17 protein-coding genes and 1 pseudogene are annotated in these 15414 nt (G+C 58.1%); 9 read left to right on the top strand and 9 right to left on the bottom strand.

Annotation, left to right across the window (positions count from 1 at the left end; genetic code table 11):
- The first annotated feature begins 66 nt into the window (after window positions 1-66).
- The 4 genes from H0S68_RS07030 (at window position 67) to H0S68_RS07015 (ending at window position 3228) form a co-directional block, all read left to right on the top strand.
- The gene (locus tag H0S68_RS07030; RefSeq protein ID WP_020825860.1) at window positions 67-951 is read left to right on the top strand and encodes an oxidoreductase; all 885 of its coding nucleotides are present in this window, start codon (window positions 67-69) and stop codon (window positions 949-951) included.
- Between the two features lie 8 nt (window positions 952-959).
- Window positions 960-1985: an AraC family transcriptional regulator gene (locus H0S68_RS07025; protein WP_410529266.1), complete on the top strand. Its 1026-nt coding sequence runs from the start codon at window positions 960-962 to the stop codon at window positions 1983-1985.
- Window positions 1982-2656, top strand: a complete 675-nt coding sequence (locus H0S68_RS07020; RefSeq protein ID WP_409324684.1) for an epimerase — start codon at window positions 1982-1984, stop codon at window positions 2654-2656. The genes H0S68_RS07025 and H0S68_RS07020 overlap by 4 nt, the downstream gene beginning before the upstream one ends.
- 71 nt (window positions 2657-2727) lie before the next feature.
- Entirely contained in the window at window positions 2728-3228 is a 501-nt protein-coding gene (locus H0S68_RS07015; RefSeq protein ID WP_262255156.1) for a DUF523 domain-containing protein, read from the top strand.
- Here the strand turns inward: H0S68_RS07015 and H0S68_RS07010 are convergent.
- Window positions 3225-3641 carry an NUDIX hydrolase gene (locus H0S68_RS07010; RefSeq protein WP_410529265.1) on the bottom strand — a complete coding sequence of 139 codons (417 nt, stop codon included), beginning with the start codon at window positions 3639-3641 and terminating at the stop codon, window positions 3225-3227. The two genes, H0S68_RS07015 and H0S68_RS07010, sit on opposite strands and share 4 nt — an antisense overlap.
- A 103-nt stretch (window positions 3642-3744) precedes the next feature.
- Here H0S68_RS07010 and sseA point away from each other — a divergent pair, with 103 nt between their 5' ends.
- Window positions 3745-4590 carry a 3-mercaptopyruvate sulfurtransferase gene (sseA, locus tag H0S68_RS07005; RefSeq protein WP_410529451.1) on the top strand — a complete coding sequence of 282 codons (846 nt, stop codon included), beginning with the start codon at window positions 3745-3747 and terminating at the stop codon, window positions 4588-4590.
- On the opposite strand, the gene H0S68_RS07000 is transcribed toward sseA, so the two are convergent.
- Window positions 4587-5456 carry a LysR substrate-binding domain-containing protein gene (locus H0S68_RS07000; protein WP_115059475.1) on the bottom strand — a complete coding sequence of 290 codons (870 nt, stop codon included), beginning with the start codon at window positions 5454-5456 and terminating at the stop codon, window positions 4587-4589. The two genes, sseA and H0S68_RS07000, sit on opposite strands and share 4 nt — an antisense overlap.
- Window positions 5457-5774: 318 nt before the next feature.
- On the opposite strand from H0S68_RS07000, the gene H0S68_RS06995 reads away from it, so the two are divergent.
- Window positions 5775-6989 carry an FAD-dependent oxidoreductase gene (locus H0S68_RS06995; RefSeq protein WP_128863987.1) on the top strand — a complete coding sequence of 405 codons (1215 nt, stop codon included), beginning with the start codon at window positions 5775-5777 and terminating at the stop codon, window positions 6987-6989.
- A gap of 136 nt (window positions 6990-7125) precedes the next feature.
- Here the strand turns inward: H0S68_RS06995 and H0S68_RS06990 are convergent, their stop codons facing one another.
- On the bottom strand, window positions 7126-7377 hold the full coding sequence (locus tag H0S68_RS06990; protein WP_130015973.1) for a hypothetical protein: 252 nt from the start codon (window positions 7375-7377) through the stop codon (window positions 7126-7128).
- Window positions 7378-7606: 229 nt separating this feature from the next.
- On the opposite strand from H0S68_RS06990, the gene H0S68_RS06985 reads away from it, so the two are divergent.
- A complete protein-coding gene (locus H0S68_RS06985; protein WP_020825851.1) occupies window positions 7607-8119 on the top strand; it encodes a GNAT family N-acetyltransferase in 513 nt (170 codons plus the stop codon).
- A 21-nt stretch (window positions 8120-8140) separates the two neighbouring features.
- Here H0S68_RS06985 and acpA read toward each other — a convergent pair whose 3' ends face one another.
- Both acpA and H0S68_RS06975 read right to left on the bottom strand, forming a co-directional pair.
- Window positions 8141-9853: an acid phosphatase gene (gene acpA / locus H0S68_RS06980; protein WP_115059478.1), complete on the bottom strand. Its 1713-nt coding sequence runs from the start codon at window positions 9851-9853 to the stop codon at window positions 8141-8143.
- 169 nt (window positions 9854-10022) lie between these two features.
- Window positions 10023-10535 (bottom strand): DUF2165 family protein, encoded by a 513-nt coding sequence (locus H0S68_RS06975; RefSeq protein WP_116690929.1) that lies wholly within the window; start codon window positions 10533-10535, stop codon window positions 10023-10025.
- A 140-nt stretch (window positions 10536-10675) separates the two neighbouring features.
- On the opposite strand from H0S68_RS06975, the gene H0S68_RS06970 reads away from it, so the two are divergent.
- Both H0S68_RS06970 and H0S68_RS06965 read left to right on the top strand, forming a co-directional pair.
- A complete protein-coding gene (locus tag H0S68_RS06970) occupies window positions 10676-10939 on the top strand; it encodes a type II toxin-antitoxin system ParD family antitoxin (RefSeq protein ID WP_046374171.1) in 264 nt (87 codons plus the stop codon).
- Window positions 10924-11139 (top strand): annotated as a pseudogene (locus H0S68_RS06965) (type II toxin-antitoxin system RelE/ParE family toxin); the annotation flags it as partial. The gene H0S68_RS06970 and the pseudogene H0S68_RS06965, both read left to right, overlap by 16 nt.
- 93 nt (window positions 11140-11232) lie before the next feature.
- Here H0S68_RS06965 and urtE read toward each other — a convergent pair.
- The 4 genes from urtE to urtB are packed head-to-tail and all read right to left on the bottom strand — an operon-like array spanning window position 11233 to window position 15400.
- Entirely contained in the window at window positions 11233-11931 is a 699-nt protein-coding gene (gene urtE, locus H0S68_RS06960; RefSeq protein ID WP_020825846.1) for an urea ABC transporter ATP-binding subunit UrtE, read from the bottom strand.
- A 9-nt stretch (window positions 11932-11940) separates the two neighbouring features.
- Window positions 11941-12747: an urea ABC transporter ATP-binding protein UrtD gene (urtD, locus tag H0S68_RS06955; protein WP_201895595.1), complete on the bottom strand. Its 807-nt coding sequence runs from the start codon at window positions 12745-12747 to the stop codon at window positions 11941-11943.
- Window positions 12744-13820 carry an urea ABC transporter permease subunit UrtC gene (gene urtC / locus H0S68_RS06950; RefSeq protein ID WP_122077754.1) on the bottom strand — a complete coding sequence of 359 codons (1077 nt, stop codon included), beginning with the start codon at window positions 13818-13820 and terminating at the stop codon, window positions 12744-12746. Before urtC ends, urtD begins: the two co-directional genes overlap by 4 nt.
- A complete protein-coding gene (urtB, locus tag H0S68_RS06945) occupies window positions 13820-15400 on the bottom strand; it encodes an urea ABC transporter permease subunit UrtB (protein ID WP_048761414.1) in 1581 nt (526 codons plus the stop codon). Before urtB ends, urtC begins: the two co-directional genes overlap by 1 nt.
- Between the last annotated feature and the right edge of the window lie 14 nt (window positions 15401-15414).

Raw genomic sequence — 15414 nt, 5'->3', positions numbered from 1 at the left:
TTATCCGCATGTGGCCGAACCTTCTAGAGTAGAACCTCTTCAACAAGCAGGTACAGGAAGGTGGTTATGTCTCAGTCTCAGGTATGGTTAATTACCGGCAGTTCACGCGGTTTGGGCCAGCAGTTGGCGCAGGCTGTTTTGGCCGCCGGCCACCGTCTGGTCGCGACCGCACGCCAGCCACAGCAGTTACAACCGCTGGTGGAACAGTACGGTGAGCAAGTGGTCACCGTGGCGTTGGACGTTACTGACGCCGTGGCCGCCAAACGTGCGGTACAGACAGCAATAGACAGCTTCGGCCGACTGGATGTGGTGGTCAACAATGCCGGCTATGGCAACATCGCGCCGGTGGAGGATGCCGATGAAGCCGATTTCCGCGCCCAGGTCGATACCAATTTCTATGGCGTTTTTAACGTCACCCGCGCGGCGCTACCGGTGCTGCGTCAACAGGGCAGCGGCCATATCATTCAGATCTCCACCATAGGCGCACGCCTTGGCGTACCGGGTCTGAGCGCTTACCACACCGCCAAGTGGGCGGTCGAAGGCTTCTCCGAATCGCTGGCAAAAGAAATTGCGCCCTTCGGCGTGAAGGTGACCCTGGTTGAACCCGGCGGTTTCCGCACCGACTGGGCCGGCTCATCAATGACCATCGCCCCTGTCAGCGCCGCTTACCAGGCAACGCTTGGGCCCATGCTAGACTACTTGCAACAGCATAACGGCCATCAACCCGGCGACCCGGCCAAGGCCGCGCAGGTTATCTTGCAGATCGCCGAGATGGATGAACCCCCGCTGCGCCTGTTACTCGGCAGCGATGCGGTATTTATCGCCGGACAGGTGCAGGCCGAACGTGAAGCGGCGGATGCCAAATTCCGTTACCTCAGCCTGAGCACCGATCGGGACGATAGCCAACCGGATCACGAAACCATGGCGGCGTTGGTGGCCGGCAAATCATAAGGAACACCATGAGCAGCGATCAAATCCCGGTCTCCAGCGCCTTAGCCATTCGTCTCAAAGCGCTGGGGGTGGATATTGAAAAGCTTGGTCAACTGGCCGGCCTCCCCAGCGGGCTGCTCAGCCACGGGCGCGAAAAGGTCAAACTTTCCACCAGGCAGTTCTTTGATATTTGGCAGGCGCTCCCGCGCCTGACCGATGATACGGCCTTTGGTCTTCGCCTCGGCAGTGACGTCGCACCGGAGCATTACGATATCGCTTCGGTCGCGGCGCTGCATTCGGCGACGCTGGGGGAGGCCTTGCAAAAAGTCGCCCGCTACAAGCGGTTGGTGTGTCCCGAAGAACTGACGCTGACGGAAGATGGCGAGGCCGTGCGGTTGCACACCCGTTGGACCATGGCCGAAGGTCATGCCCCTGAACTGTTGGTGGACGCCATGTTTGCGTCCATCACCACTCTGTGCCGTCGTGGCACCGGCCTGGCTATTCAACCGAGGGCGATTGAACTGACGCGGCACCACGATCCCGCTTCGCCGTTGCTGCGCCATTTTAGCTGTCCGATCCGCTTCGACGCCCCGTTGGACGTGCTGGTGTTTGATCGTGCGCTGATGCAGAAGCCCTTTATCACCTATAACCAGGACATGCTGGCCGTGCTGCTGCCCGGGCTGGAAGCCGAGTTGGCCAAGGTCGAGCAGGACGACAGTTTGCCCGCACGGGTGATGGCGATCCTCACCCGTAGCATGCGCGGACAACGACCCAGCGTGAACAGCGTGGCTGCCGAGTTGTACCTCAGCCCACGCACCCTGCAGCGTCGTCTGCAACAGCACGGCTACAGCTACCAGCAACTGTTGGATAAAACCCGCCACCGTACGGCCTGTCATCTGCTGTCGGATACCGATCTGGAGCCCGGTGAAATTGCCTTCGTGCTCGGGTTCGAAGAACTGAATTCATTTAGCCGCGCCTTTATGCAATGGGAATCACAAACGCCGAACCGCTGGCGTCATCAACGCATCGCCGGGCGTCAGGAGAACAGGTTATGAAAGTGATAATATTCGGTGCCAGCGGCATGGTCGGGCAAGGCGCACTGCGCGAATGTCTGCTCGATCCGCAGGTGACGGAAGTGCTGAGCATCGGCCGCAGTGAACTGGCGCAAAGCGATGCCAAGCTTCGCCAACTGACGTTGCCCGATCTGAGTGATTTGTCCGCCCTGGAGGCTCAGCTCAGCGGTTATGACGCCTGCTTCTTCTGCCTAGGCGTATCTTCCGCCGGCATGAGCGAAGCACGCTACCGTGCCCTGACCTACGATCTGACGCTGGCCGCGGGCCGCCCGCTGGCGCGGTTAAACCCGAACATGGTCTTTATTTACGTCTCCGGCGTCGGCACCGACAGCAGCGAACAAGGCCGCAGCATGTGGGCACGGGTCAAGGGCGCAACCGAAAATGCCTTGTTGGCGCTGCCGTTCCATGCGGTGATGTTCCGCCCGGGCGTTATCGTGCCGCTGCACGGCATCCGCTCCCGAACCCGGCTTTATGATCTGCTGTACCGGCTTTTTAAACCGCTGTGGTTTGGCGCCCAACGGCTGTTCCCCAATCAGGTCACCACCACCGAACGTATCGGACTGGCAATGTTGGCCGTGGCACGGCGCGAGACAGACTTGCGCATCCTTGAACCGGTGGAGATTAACCGTTTGGCCCTGCCCTCGGCGGGTTGATTCTGCTATGTTAAAGCCGCGCGCGTGGGCCACCTGTGCCACGCTTTCGCCACTGCGACAGAGACAGACCCATGCCGTCAAAAATTTTATTCAGCGCCTGCCTGGCCGGTTTTAAAGTTCGCTATAACGGTTCCGATAAACCGTTGCCCCATCCCACCCTGTTGCGCTGGCAGCGCGAAGGCCGTTTGGTGGTTTGCTGCCCGGAACTGGCCGCCGGCTTCTCCACGCCACGTCCCTCAGCAGAAATCACCCCGGCCGCCGAAGGGGCCACGGTGCTCGCGCAACGGGCTCGGGTTATGGAGATCAGCGGCGGTGACGTCACCGACAGTTACCTGCTTGGCGCCCATCTGGCGCTGGAAACCGCGCGGCGCCACGGGTGCCGCTTTGCCCTGCTCACCGACGGCAGCCCGTCCTGCGGCAGCCAATTTATCTACGACGGCTCTTTCAGCGGCCAGACCAAACCCGGCAGCGGCGTCACCGCCGAACTGCTGCGTCAGAACGGCATTGAGGTCTTTTCCGACCGTCAGTTGGAGGCGCTGATCGCCCGGGTGGAGGCCGAGGATCTACCCTAACGCTGCAGGTGCCCCGCCAGCCGCTGTTGAAGATGGGAGATCCCCTGCGGGTGATGGATAAAGCGGTCGAGTGTCATCATCTGCCAACGCTGCCCTTCATCGCCAAAGCGGATGGCGGCAATCTGCTGCGGGGTGATTTCGCCCAGCATAAACCAGGTCGGTGGATAGCCGGCGAAAATCCCCTCGTAGCGCTGCTGGTGAAGAACCTGCCCAGCGGCAATCCGCAGGCCGAACTCTTCCAGGGTTTCCCGCTGCACGCATTGCAGCGGCGTTTCGTCGTTTTCGCGCCCGCCACCGGGCAGATCCCAGCAGCCAGGCCAGGGAATGTCGGGCTTGTCGTCTCGCTGATAGGTCAGCACGCTGTTGCCGCACAACAGCGCGATTTTCGCGCCGCCAAAATGCTTATCCGTCATCCCGCCTGGCTCCCGTTTTCGCCATTGAGCTAACATCTTACCTCATCGGAGTGCGCGCTGGTGTATAGTGAAAAACCGTTTTCACCACAGGCGAACAATGACGATGAACTCTCCGTTTCTGGTTACTCCCCAATGGCTTGCACAACATATCAACGATGAAAATCTGGTCGTGGTCGATGTCAGAATGTCTCCGGTCGGCCTGGTACCGAAAAAAGATATGCTTGCCGAATTTGAACGCGGTCATATCCCGGGCGCGGTGTACTTCGATATCGATGACGTCGCGGATAAAAACACCGATCTGCCGCATATGCTGCCCACGGCGGAAGCCTTCAGCGCGGCGGCAGGCAAGTTGGGCATTAGCGATCAACACACCATTGTGTTCTATGACGAGGGCAATCAGTTCTCTGCCCCACGCGGCTGGTGGACCTTCCGTAACTTTGGCGCGCAGCAGGTTTATGTGCTGGACGAAGGCCTCAACGGCTGGACTGCGCTGGGCCAACCGCTGGAAACCGGCGCAACGCAACGCACGCAGCAAACCTTCAACGCCCGCTTCAATGCAGACGCGGTAGTCACTATGCAGCAGGTGAAACAGGCGCTGAACACGCAGGTGCAGATCCTCGACGCACGCGCCGCACCGCGTTTTTACGCTGAAGCCCCAGAGCCGCGCCCCGGCCTGCACCGTGGCCATATTCCCGGCAGCATCAATATTCCTTACGGCGAACTGCTGGAAAACGGCCGCTTCAAATCGCTGGAAGCCCTCAAGAAAACCTTCAGCGACAAGGGCGTCGATCTCAACGGGCCAATCATCACCAGCTGTGGCTCTGGGGTAACCGCGGCAGTGCTGGCTTTTGGCCTGTTTTCCCTCGATGCAAAACAGGTGAAACTGTATGACGGCGCCTGGACCGAATGGGGTGCGCTGAGCGGCAATCAGCCGATCGAGCAAGACTAGTTTTTGATTCTGTCGGCCACGATTTGCGCCAACCGCTGAATGGCCGCCGTTGGAGTTTCTTGTGCGCGATGCAACACCACGCCAAGCGGGCTTAACGCCGGTAACATGCCGGGCGGCAGAAGGGATAATCCCGACGGCAGCCCGGCATCGGTGCGTACCGTCACTCCCAGCCCGGCGCTGACGGCAGCCCATACGCCATTCAGGCTACGGCTGGTAAAGGCGACACGCCACGCAATCCCGGCGCGATCCAATGCCTGCGTCGCCGCACTGCGCATCAGGCAAGGGGCGTCGAACATCACCAACGGCAGCGGTTCATGCCCACTGCGCCAGAGCGACAGATCAAAATCAGGCGAGGCGATCCAGTGCATTTGCCTTTGCCCCAGCGCCTGGTGAAATGGCGTGCTGATGCCCCCGTCCCACGCCAGCGACAAATCCAGCTCCCCTTTCAATACCCAGTCGATCAGCTCGGCATTGCGGGCGATCCGCGCTTCGATGCGCACACGCGGATGCGCGCGAGTGAAACTGCCCAACACCTGCGGCAAAAAGGTTTCCCCGAAGTCCTCCTGTAACCCCAAGCGTACCCGGCCATGCAAATCCAGCCCGCGCACCGCCGCGGCGGCCTCATCGTTCAGCTCCAGCAGCCGGCGGGCATAGCCCAGCAATGTCTCGCCGGCCTCGGTCATCACCATGTTGCGCCCGGCCTTGCGCAGAATCGGGGTGCCAACCTGTTGCTCCAGCTTTTTCAGGTGCGCGCTGACCGCCGAGGTTGAGCGCCCCAGCCGCTCCGCCGCTTTAGCGAAACTGCCCAACTCAATACCGGTAACGTAGCTGCGCAGATCTTCGAGATCAAAGGTGACACGCCCCATACTGACCGTCCCGTTTTTAAGAACCATTAATCAAAATAATACCGATTTATGGATAAAGATGGCGCGTCAGGCATCGCGGGTCAACCGCTTTCAGCAAGGGCTTCGGGAATACTCTTCCCCCTGCCCGCCGGTGACGACGGGGCGGCCATTCAGGATGAGGTAAAGCCTGACGCCAGGCGAGCACGGGCAAAAAAATCGGTTTTCACTCTTTGACCACACAGTGCCACGGGTTGACAGCCTTATTTGATATTGATAATCATTATCATAATAAAGTTTTCAATAACGATTTGCAGGATGCGACTCGTTGAGGTCACCGCTATGCCACAGTCCCTGATCACGCCTTATGTCACCCGTTGCTGTATCGTTGGCGGCGGCCCCGCCGGGCTGATGCTCGGCTATTTGTTGGCTCGGGCTGGCATTAACGTGACGGTGCTGGAAAAACACGCCGATTTTCTGCGTGATTTTCGCGGCGATACCATTCACCCCTCGACGCTGGAAATCATGCACCAGCTTGGCCTGCTGGAAGCATTGCTGGCTCTGCCACACCAGCGTGCGGAAACGCTGCATGCCGAGATCGCCGGGCGTGACATTCGGCTGGCAGACTTCACACGCTTGCCAACCCGCTGCAAATTTATCGCCTTTATGCCGCAATGGGAGTTTCTCAACTTTCTGGCAGAAAAGGCCGCCGCCTTTCCCGAATTCACACTGATCAAGTCCGCGCAGGTGCACCAGCTGTTGTACGATCGCGGCCAGGTCTGCGGCGTGCTGGCGGACACGCCGGAAGGGCCGATCCGCGTTCGCTGCCAGTTGGTGATAGGTACCGACGGACGCAACTCGGTGGTGCGTGAACAGGCTTCTCTCAGCAGCCACAGTTTTGGCTCACCGCGCGACGTGTTGTGGATGAAAATCGATAAACAGGAAGGCGATCCGGCCTGGTCGATGGGCCACACCGGGCCAAAGCAAAACTTCATCATGATCGACCGGGGTGAATACTGGCAGTGTGGCTATTCGATCGACAAAGGCAGCTTCGAGGCGATCCAACAAGACGGACTGGATAATTTTTTACTGCAGATTGCCGAGGTGGCACCGTTCCAGGATCATCGCCTGCAAACGATCGTCAGTTGGCAACAGGTGAAGCTGCTCAGCATCCGCATCGATCGTCTGGATCAGTGGGCCAAGCCGGGCGTGCTGTGCATTGGCGATGCCGCGCACGCCATGTCACCCATCGGTGGCGTTGGGGTGAATCTGGCGATTCAGGATGCAGTCGCGACCGCCAACGCGATCATTCCCCCGCTGCGCAGCCAGCGCTTGCAGCTAAAACACCTGCAGCAGGTACAGCGACGCCGCAACTTCCCCACCAAAGCCACTCAGTTCCTGCAAATCAAAATGAGCCAGCGCAGGCCGAAAAAACGCCGTGCCGGCGAGAGCTCCAAACTGATGGCCCGGGTAGGCAACAGCCGTTGGTTGCCACATTTGTTTGGCCGGATTATCGGTCTGGGATTCAGGCGCGAGACGCCGAAACATTTGGACTGATCGGGCTCAGTCAGAATCAGGAAGAAGAGAGGAAAAGCGCTAAACCGATAATATTGGCGTGCTCAAACCCCCTCCAGAAGCGTCATCCCCATGCGATCGGCCAGTTCGAATAGATGTATTAAAACGCTTTTATCTGTCACTGATACCGTGCTAACAGCAATAGATAACTCGTTTCCATTAAAGCGTCAGGTTCACTGGCTTCGCTTTCAATGTCGACTTCAGCTACCGGAATCTTCACTCCAGCAGACTTTGTCACCCTATCCCACGCAATCTCCAGCATTTGCATCGCCGTATTCGGATCCACCGCGAGGTCATTGACCATGTCCGTCAGTTTTTTACGCAAAGCGTTATTACCGACGTGACTCTGGCCTTTGGGGTTGATGAGCATCGGGATCGATTTCAACTACCAGGAATCGCGCCGAACCTTTACTTGGCTTAAGATGTTGTAGCTGATCGGCAGTGAGCATCTGCATGGCCATGCGATGTCCCTGTCGACGATGGGTGTGTTGTTTCTCGGTCATACTCCCTCCGGTATGCGGATATTGAGTATATTGAGGATGCGCTGGATTGCCTAAATCCTCGCCAACAGGCCTGTTCCTATCCATCAAGAGGTTTACATGTTCAGTATTCGCCAGGCTTTACGCCATGATTTAGCGCTAGTTCGTGACGTCGGTATTCGTACTTATCAGGCCCATTTTGGCGAACTTTGGCACCATAAAGCGGAATTGGATGCTTTTTTGGCTCAGGACTTTGCGGTCGAAGCCCTGGAGCAGACCCTGCAGGATCCGGACGTGTGCTGGCTGTTGGGCTATGAAGACGAGCGTCTGGTGGGCTATGCACGGCTGAACTTCAACAGCCTGCTGGCGCCCACTCAACAGACGGGCGCAGAACTGCAGAAAATCTATTTCCTGCCGGAATATGCCGGCCAGGGTTACGGCCAGCGTTTTTTTGAACAGGTACAGCAGCGGGCACTCGAACGCCGGCAGACAACGCTGTGGCTGGAGGTGCTAAAGCGCAACACCAGCGCCCAGCGTTTTTACCAACGTCAGGGGCTGAGCATTTGCGGCGAGACCTGCTACACCAGCGCCCAAGGTTCCATCGGCATCTGGTATATGTCGAAAGCGCTGTAACTCCAGCGCTCAAGCATGAGATTACCCCGGAAACTCCAGCGTGCCGGTCAGATCCCCCAAGGGTTTCTGGCCACGCGTCGCCATTGCCTTATCGCGATCTGCCAGCCCTTCCAGCGTTGGCAAATCAAACACCCGACTGATGAATCGCAAGATGGATCCGGTATCGTACACTTGATGATCGACATATCCCTTACGGGCGAACGGTGAGATCACCAACGCTGGAATGCGCGAGCCAGGTCCCCAACGATCCCCCTGCGGCGGTGCAACGTGATCCCACCAGCCGCCGTTTTCATCGAATGTAATGACCACCACGCTGTTATCCCACTGCGGGCCATTACGCAGGCTATTGATAATATGGGCAATATGACGGTCGCCGGCTTCGACATCCGAATAGCCGGCGTGCATATTGAGGTTGCCCTGTGGCTTGTAGAAAGCGACCGGCGGCAAGGTGCCCGCTTCCACCGCCGCCAGGAATTTATTGCCGGCGGTTGAATCGCCAATGCCGCCATCACGCAAATGAGCTTCGCGCGCCTGCGGGTTGGCCGGCCCCAGATTTTCAAAGTAATTGAACGGTTGATGATGATACTGAAAATCCGGTGCGCCGGGGAAATCACCCTGATCTTTGCGGTTGTCCAGCGCGTACTGCCAACCACCGGCGTACCAGGCCCAATCGATCCCTTTCTGGCTGAGCAAATCGCCAATGTGCGGGTGTTTCTGTGGCGGCATAACGTTGGGCATGGTGGCATCCGCCAACGTCGGATCTTTCTCATCCTGCGTCCATGACGGCCAGTACGGTGGCGCCATGGTATTGACCGCGTAACCGTCCGGCGTCAGCAGGCTTTTGCCGAACAGCGGAATGCCGAATGAAGCGCTGACCGGCGAATCGCTCAACGGCTTTAAACGCCAGTCCGTCACGTCGTCGCTTTCAAGCTGAGCAATGCCGTCTTTGGCGACAGAGTTTTGCACGTCGGGGTAGAACGGTGGGCGGGCGCAAATCAGATACTGATGATTGAGGAATGAGCCGCCAAACGCCCCCTGGAAGAAGTTATCGCACAGGGTAAATTCCTGCGCCAACGTCCATAGCCGCAGGTTGTATGCGCCGTCGCCGTAATAGCCCATGGTCAGAGCACCGGAATCGGCCCAGGCGACGAATTTGTCATTTTTGCCGCCGTTGATCTGCATCTGGTTCTGATAAAACACGTGCCACAGATCGCGAGTTACCACGCCATGCGGCAGGTTTTCCCCCTGCGGCCCGGTCAGCACAAACGGCTGGTTCGGCAGTTGAGTGGTAAAAACCGCATCTTCGTCGATTTTGTAGTTAACATGCCCGACTTCCTGAGCCTTCGGCACCAGGCCTTTCCAGATCGGCGGCAGCGTATCCAGCAGTTGACCATCGCGATCGCGCTGCTGGTACTCCTCCGGCTTGAGCGCCGACAGCGGTTTTTCTACCCCGGGGAAATTGGCGAACAGGTTGTTGAAACTGCGGTTTTCGGCGTAAATCACCACCACATTCTTCACATAGCGCCGCAGCAATGAGTTTTGCGCACTTTGCGGCAAAGCGTTTAGCAGCACTTTTTTGTTCCCCTCCGCCGCGGCTCCGGCCAAGGGGGCAATGGAGGCGCCAACGCCCAATGCCGTCGCCCCCGCCAAAAAGCGGCGACGCGCCGGGTTGCTCGGTTGCTGCTGTTGATCCTGCGCCGACGGCGGCAAATCATTCTGTGGTTTATCGCTCATGCCTGTTCCCTTAAAAAATTTAACCTGTTGATTTATTATCAATTTATTTAATAGTCATTATGCTATGGCACAATTATGAACGAAATGTGACAGACTGCGGCAGGTTAGCATTTGGCAACACTTTCGCGAACTTCGCCGCAGTTTTATTAAAATGTCGCCCCCTCAGCGCCTATCGCGAGTCCCGTTGCAGCATCAACAACATCAGCGCCAGCGTATTGGGCACCATATACAGCAAGGCGCCCAGCTGCACCGCCAGCGGATCCTCCTTGGCCTGCCAGGCCATAAACCAGTCGCCAGCGACCACCATAAAACCGATCCCCCATACAGCAATCGCACATAGCGCACCCAGCATGGCCCAGGCTTTGCCTCTGGCGAACGTCGCATAAGAGTGACCCCTATGTTTCACCATCAACACTATGCCCAAGGTTGCCGCGATCCCGGCCAGAGATTCCAGCAGGGTAATAAACGCCAACCCGACCATTCCGGCCCAGGGCGCGGTGATGGCACGCCACATCAGACCGGGCACCTGATAGGTATTTTGCATAGTTAGCAGGGGCCCCACGGCATGCCGGGCGGTATTGGCAAAATCCGCAGTATTGTTCAGCAGGCTGAAAATCCCCCACAGGGCCGGAAACAGTGACAGGACGATACAAGACAGGCGTGAGATATTGATTTCGTTCATAATTATCCTTAATTATTTTAGGTGTATCCCCGATTATCCAAACGGACCGAGGTTTGCAGTCGGTCAGTTCCTGGAGTATCTTAGCAACTATATTGTAAGAACAAATCTTACAAAAGCGACATAATTGATGGAGGCGCACAATGGGCAGAACGTTAACGGTAGACCTGGGTGAAGAACTGCGTGGGTTTGTCGAAGGCCTGGTCGCCAGCGGCGACTACCGTACCCCAAGCGAGGTCATCCGCGAATCGGTACGTACCCTGCGCGAACGTACAGCTGCATCAAAACTGGAAGAACTGCGCCGCTTGATCGCCGAAGGTGAAAATAGTGGCGATGCCCAAGAGTGGGATCGAGATGTGTTCATGGAAAGAATACGGAGTAAAACAAAAGGATGCGGAGAAAAATAGTCGTCCGCCCAAAAGCGCTGGATGACATGGAAAGTATTTATTTCTATGGCCTGGAGCGGTATGGATTACAAGCCGCCGAAGGCTACCTTAACCATATTCATAAGGCATTTGATAATCTTAGCCATTTTCAGCTTGGCAGAAACGTAGCCTTGATTGCACAAGATCTCTGCGTTCTGCCAGCCACTGGGCATCTCATTTATTTTCGTGAAGATATCCATTGGGTAAGAATCATCAGGCTTTTGCATCACTCCCGGGATCCCACCCGCACGCAATTTATTGGGTCATCCCCACGTTTATATCGCCACCAGCCCGCGTACGCCGTCCTGCTCCATCGCGCTGCCTGCCCCACGCTGAATGATGCTGCCACGCGACATCACCAGATAGCTGTCTGCCAATTCGGCGGCAAAATCATAGAACTGCTCTACCAGCAGGATCGCCATATCACCACCTGCCGCCAACTGCTTGATCACAGCGCCGATCTCTTTGATCACCGAAGGTTGGATCCCTTCAGTCGGCTCGTCGAGGATCAACAACTGCGGCCGACAGGCCAGCGCACGCCCAATCGCCAACTGCTGTTGCTGCCCGCCAGAGAGATCGCCACCGCGCCGATCTTTCATCTGCAACAGGACAGGGAATAACTCATAAATATGCTCCGGCACCTTACGTGCCTCGGTGCCGGAAAAACGCGCCAGTCCCATCAGCAAGTTTTCCTCTACCGTCAGGCGCGGGAAAATCTCTCGCCCCTGCGGCACATAGGCGATCCCCGCTTGTACACGCTGGTGCGGTTTTTTGCCGTTAAGGGCCGTTCCCTGCCAACTGAGGGTGCCGCTTTTAACCGGGATCAGCCCCATCAGGCATTTCAGCAGCGTGGTTTTCCCCACGCCGTTGCGCCCCAGCAGGCAAGTCACCTCACCGATGCGGGCCTCAAACGACAGGCCGCGTAATATATGGCTGCCGCCGTAGTATTGATTCAGCTCATTAACCTGCAACATAGTGGTTCCTCAGCGCCCCAAATAGACTTCAATCACCTGCTCGTTGGCCTGCACCTGCGCCAAAGAGCCCTCCGCCAGCACCTGGCCCTGATGCAGTACGGTGACATGATCGGCGATGGTTTCGACAAAGCCCATGTCGTGCTCTACCACCATCAGCGAATGCTTGCCCGCCAATGCGCGGAACAGCTCGGCGGTGTACTCGGTTTCCGCATCCGTCATTCCGGCTGCCGGTTCGTCGAGCAGCAACAGGTACGGCTCCTGCACCAACAGCATGCCAATCTCAAGAAATTGCTTCTGCCCGTGGGACAGCAGTCCGGCGGGCCGATGTCGCTCATGGTCCAGCCGCAAGGTTTTCAGCATTTCATCGATACGGTCGCGCTGTTCGCCGCTCAGCCTGGCGCGCAGGCAGGCCCACACCGATTTCTTCGCCTTCTGGGCAATCTCAAGATTTTCGAACACCGTCAGTGCCTCAAACACCGTAGGCTTTTGGAACTTGCGGCCAATGCCGGCCTGGGCAATCTGCATCGGATCCAACGCGGTCAGATCGACCGTTTGATCGTAAAATACTCTGCCGCTGTCCGGCCGGGTTTTGCCGGTGATCACATCCATCAAGGTGGTTTTCCCCGCCCCGTTTGGCCCGATCACACAGCGCAATTCCCCTACGCCAATCTGCAGCGACAAATCGCTCAGTGCGCGAAAACCGTCGAAGCTGACGTTGATCTTGTCGAGCAACAGCACCGGATCGGTTTGCTGGCGATGTTTATCCGCCGGCAACGGTTGGGTAAACAACTCGTCGGTCATTTGCAGCGAATTCATTGTGATTTCCCTCTGCGTAGCAGGCCGATAACCCCTTTGGGCAAGAACAGCGTGACGATGATAAACATCAGGCCAAGGAAGAACTGCCAGTATTCCGGGATCGCCATGGTGAACCAACTTTTGGCGCCGTTGACGATACCGGCACCGAGCAGCGGTCCCACCAAGGTGCCGCGTCCGCCGAGTGCCACCCAGATAGCGGCCTCGATCGAGTTGGTCGGCGACATTTCACCCGGGTTGATAATGCCCACCTGCGGCACATATAACGCCCCGGCCAGGCCGCACAGCACCGCCGACAGCGTCCAGACGAACAGCTTGAAACCTTTTGGATCGTAGCCGCAAAACGTCAGGCGATTTTCCGCATCGCGCACCGCGGTTAACACCCGGCCAAACTTGCTGCGCGCCAGGGCAAAGCCGATCGCCAAACTGGCCGCCAGCAGCAACACCGTTGCCAGAAACAACGCCACCCGTGTGCCGGTCGCGGTGATCGGAAAACCCAGCAACGTGGTGAAGCCGGTAAAGCCGTTGTTACCGCCAAACCCGGTTTCGTTGCGGAAGAACAGCAGCATGCCGGCATAGGTCAATGCCTGCGTCATGATGGAAAAATAAACGCCTTTGATTTTTGAACGGAAGGCGAAATAGCCGAAGACAAAAGCCAGCACGCCCGGCACCAGCACAATCAGGCACAATGCCCAGGCGAAATACTGGGTGCCGCTCCAAAACCAGGGCAGTTCGCTCCAGGACAGGAACGCCATAAAGCTCGGCAGGCCCTCTCCCGCCGCCTGGCGCATCAGGTACATGCCCATGGCATAGCCACCCAGGGCGAAAAACAGCCCATGACCCAGGGACAACAACCCGGCATAGCCCCACACCAGATCAAGCGCCACCGCCACCACGGCATAGCACAGAATTTTGCCTACCAGCGTCAGGGTATAGGTGGAGATCGCCAGCGGGTGATCCGCCGGTAACAGCGCGAGAAACGGCATGATTAACAGCGTCAGCAACGCCAGCCCGCCGATGCCGAGCGCCAGCCGAGGGGCCTTTTGCACCCCGGTTACAGTCAAAGGTTGGCTCATCAGTCATTCACCCTGCCCTTGAGGGCAAATAGCCCCTGAGGACGCTTTTGAATAAACAGGACAATCAGCGCCAGGATCAGAATTTTACCCAGCACGGCGCCAATCTGTGGTTCGAGAATTTTGTTGAGGATACCGAGGCCAAAAGCCGCCACCACCGTACCGGCCAACTGGCCCACGCCGCCAAGCACCACCACCAGGAAGGAGTCGATGATATAACCCTGCCCCAGCTCGGGCCCGACGTTGCCCAACTGCGACAAGGCTACGCCGCCCAACCCGGCAATGCCGGACCCCAACCCGAACGCCAGCATATCGACACGGCCGGTGGGCACACCGCAACACGCGGCCATGGCGCGGTTTTGCGTCACGGCTCGCACGTTCATGCCCAGTCGGGTTTTATTCAGCAACAGCCAGGTGAGGATCAGGACCAGCGCCACAAACACGATGACGGCAATGCGGTTCCACGGCAGCACCAGATTCGGCAGGAGCTGAATACCGCCCGACAGCCAGGCCGGGTTTGCGACCTCCACGTTTTGCGCACCGAACAGCACCCGTACCCCTTGGATCAGCACCAGGCTAATGCCCCAGGTGGCCAACAGCGTTTCCAGCGGCCGACCGTAAAGGTGGCGGATCACCGTGCGCTCCAGCGCCATGCCGATGCAGGCCGTGATGGCGAACGCCACCGGCAGCGCCACCAGCGGATACAGCGCCAGCCACTGCGGCGCAAACTGCTGAAACAGCCCCTGTACCAGATAAGCCGAATAGGCGCCGAGCATCAGCATTTCGCCGTGCGCCATGTTGATCACCCCCAGCAGGCCATAGGTGATTGCCAAACCGAGCGCCGCCAACAGCAGGATCGAACCCAGCGACAGACCGGTAAATGCCTGGCCGATCAGGTCACCGATCATCAGCCGATGTTTCACGCTGCTCAGGCTTTTCATCGCTTCGGCACGTACCGCGGCGTCTGGCTCATGGCCTGTCTCCGTCAACGCCTGCAGGCGCGTTTGCGTTTCAGGATCGCCCGAGCTGCCAAGCAAGCGCACCGCGTTGAGGCGTACCCCGGCATCGGCATCGTTCAGTTGCAGATTCGCCAGCGCGATGCTCAAAGCCTCATGCACCCGGCTGTCTTGTTCCAGCGCCAAACGCTGGGTCAGCAGCGGCAACTGATCGCTTTGCGCCTCGCGCTGCAGGGCCTGCGCCGCCTGTAAACGCACCGCCGGGTCCTCGCTGACCAGCCGATGCGCCGACAGTGCGTTGGCAATCAGGATGCGCAGCCGGTTGTTCAACCACAGCTTCTTCGGTGTGCCGACCGGGGCAGCGCTGCCAGACAAGGGCTGGTAATTTTCGCCCTGCTGGACAAAGGCATGTTTGGCGTCGTCGATCACCACACTTTCTTGTTTCAGCGCTTGCAGCAGCGGCAGTCGCGAAGCATCCGGCGCGGTGGCCCATGCCTGTAATAATTTGGCTTGCTGCGTGCGATTGGCCGTAGCAAATTCATCGGCTGGCCCCGCCTGCGCGAACATCGGCAGGCAGCACAGCAGAAAACACAGAGGCCTGAGTTGGCTTAAAGAGAAAAGTTTCATCGGGTGTCTCGTCG

The organism is Serratia sp. AXJ-M (assembly GCF_046531865.1).
In the GTDB taxonomy this organism is placed as follows: Bacteria; Pseudomonadota; Gammaproteobacteria; order Enterobacterales; family Enterobacteriaceae; genus Serratia; species Serratia liquefaciens.
This window is presented reverse-complemented; position numbering and strand designations above follow the sequence as displayed.

Excerpts from the sequence above, each read along its gene's own strand:
- H0S68_RS06990 (WP_130015973.1), bottom strand. The coding sequence starts at position 7,377 with ATGCTCATCAACCCCAAAGGCCAGAGTCACGTCGGTAATAACGCTTTG.
- H0S68_RS07000 (WP_115059475.1), bottom strand. The coding sequence starts at position 5,456 with ATGGGGCGTGTCACCTTTGATCTCGAAGATCTGCGCAGCTACGTTACC.
- H0S68_RS07015 (WP_262255156.1), top strand. The coding sequence starts at position 2,728 with ATGCCGTCAAAAATTTTATTCAGCGCCTGCCTGGCCGGTTTTAAAGTT.
- urtB (WP_048761414.1), bottom strand. The coding sequence starts at position 15,400 with ATGAAACTTTTCTCTTTAAGCCAACTCAGGCCTCTGTGTTTTCTGCTG.
- H0S68_RS06970 (WP_046374171.1), top strand. The coding sequence starts at position 10,676 with ATGGGCAGAACGTTAACGGTAGACCTGGGTGAAGAACTGCGTGGGTTT.
- H0S68_RS06975 (WP_116690929.1), bottom strand. The coding sequence starts at position 10,535 with ATGAACGAAATCAATATCTCACGCCTGTCTTGTATCGTCCTGTCACTG.
- urtC (WP_122077754.1), bottom strand. The coding sequence starts at position 13,820 with ATGAGCCAACCTTTGACTGTAACCGGGGTGCAAAAGGCCCCTCGGCTG.
- H0S68_RS07020 (WP_409324684.1), top strand. The coding sequence starts at position 1,982 with ATGAAAGTGATAATATTCGGTGCCAGCGGCATGGTCGGGCAAGGCGCA.
- acpA (WP_115059478.1), bottom strand. The coding sequence starts at position 9,853 with ATGAGCGATAAACCACAGAATGATTTGCCGCCGTCGGCGCAGGATCAA.
- urtE (WP_020825846.1), bottom strand. The coding sequence starts at position 11,931 with ATGTTGCAGGTTAATGAGCTGAATCAATACTACGGCGGCAGCCATATA.
- urtD (WP_201895595.1), bottom strand. The coding sequence starts at position 12,747 with ATGAATTCGCTGCAAATGACCGACGAGTTGTTTACCCAACCGTTGCCG.
- sseA (WP_410529451.1), top strand. The coding sequence starts at position 3,745 with ATGAACTCTCCGTTTCTGGTTACTCCCCAATGGCTTGCACAACATATC.
- H0S68_RS06995 (WP_128863987.1), top strand. The coding sequence starts at position 5,775 with ATGCCACAGTCCCTGATCACGCCTTATGTCACCCGTTGCTGTATCGTT.
- H0S68_RS07025 (WP_410529266.1), top strand. The coding sequence starts at position 960 with ATGAGCAGCGATCAAATCCCGGTCTCCAGCGCCTTAGCCATTCGTCTC.
- H0S68_RS07010 (WP_410529265.1), bottom strand. The coding sequence starts at position 3,641 with ATGACGGATAAGCATTTTGGCGGCGCGAAAATCGCGCTGTTGTGCGGC.
- H0S68_RS06985 (WP_020825851.1), top strand. The coding sequence starts at position 7,607 with ATGTTCAGTATTCGCCAGGCTTTACGCCATGATTTAGCGCTAGTTCGT.
- H0S68_RS07030 (WP_020825860.1), top strand. The coding sequence starts at position 67 with ATGTCTCAGTCTCAGGTATGGTTAATTACCGGCAGTTCACGCGGTTTG.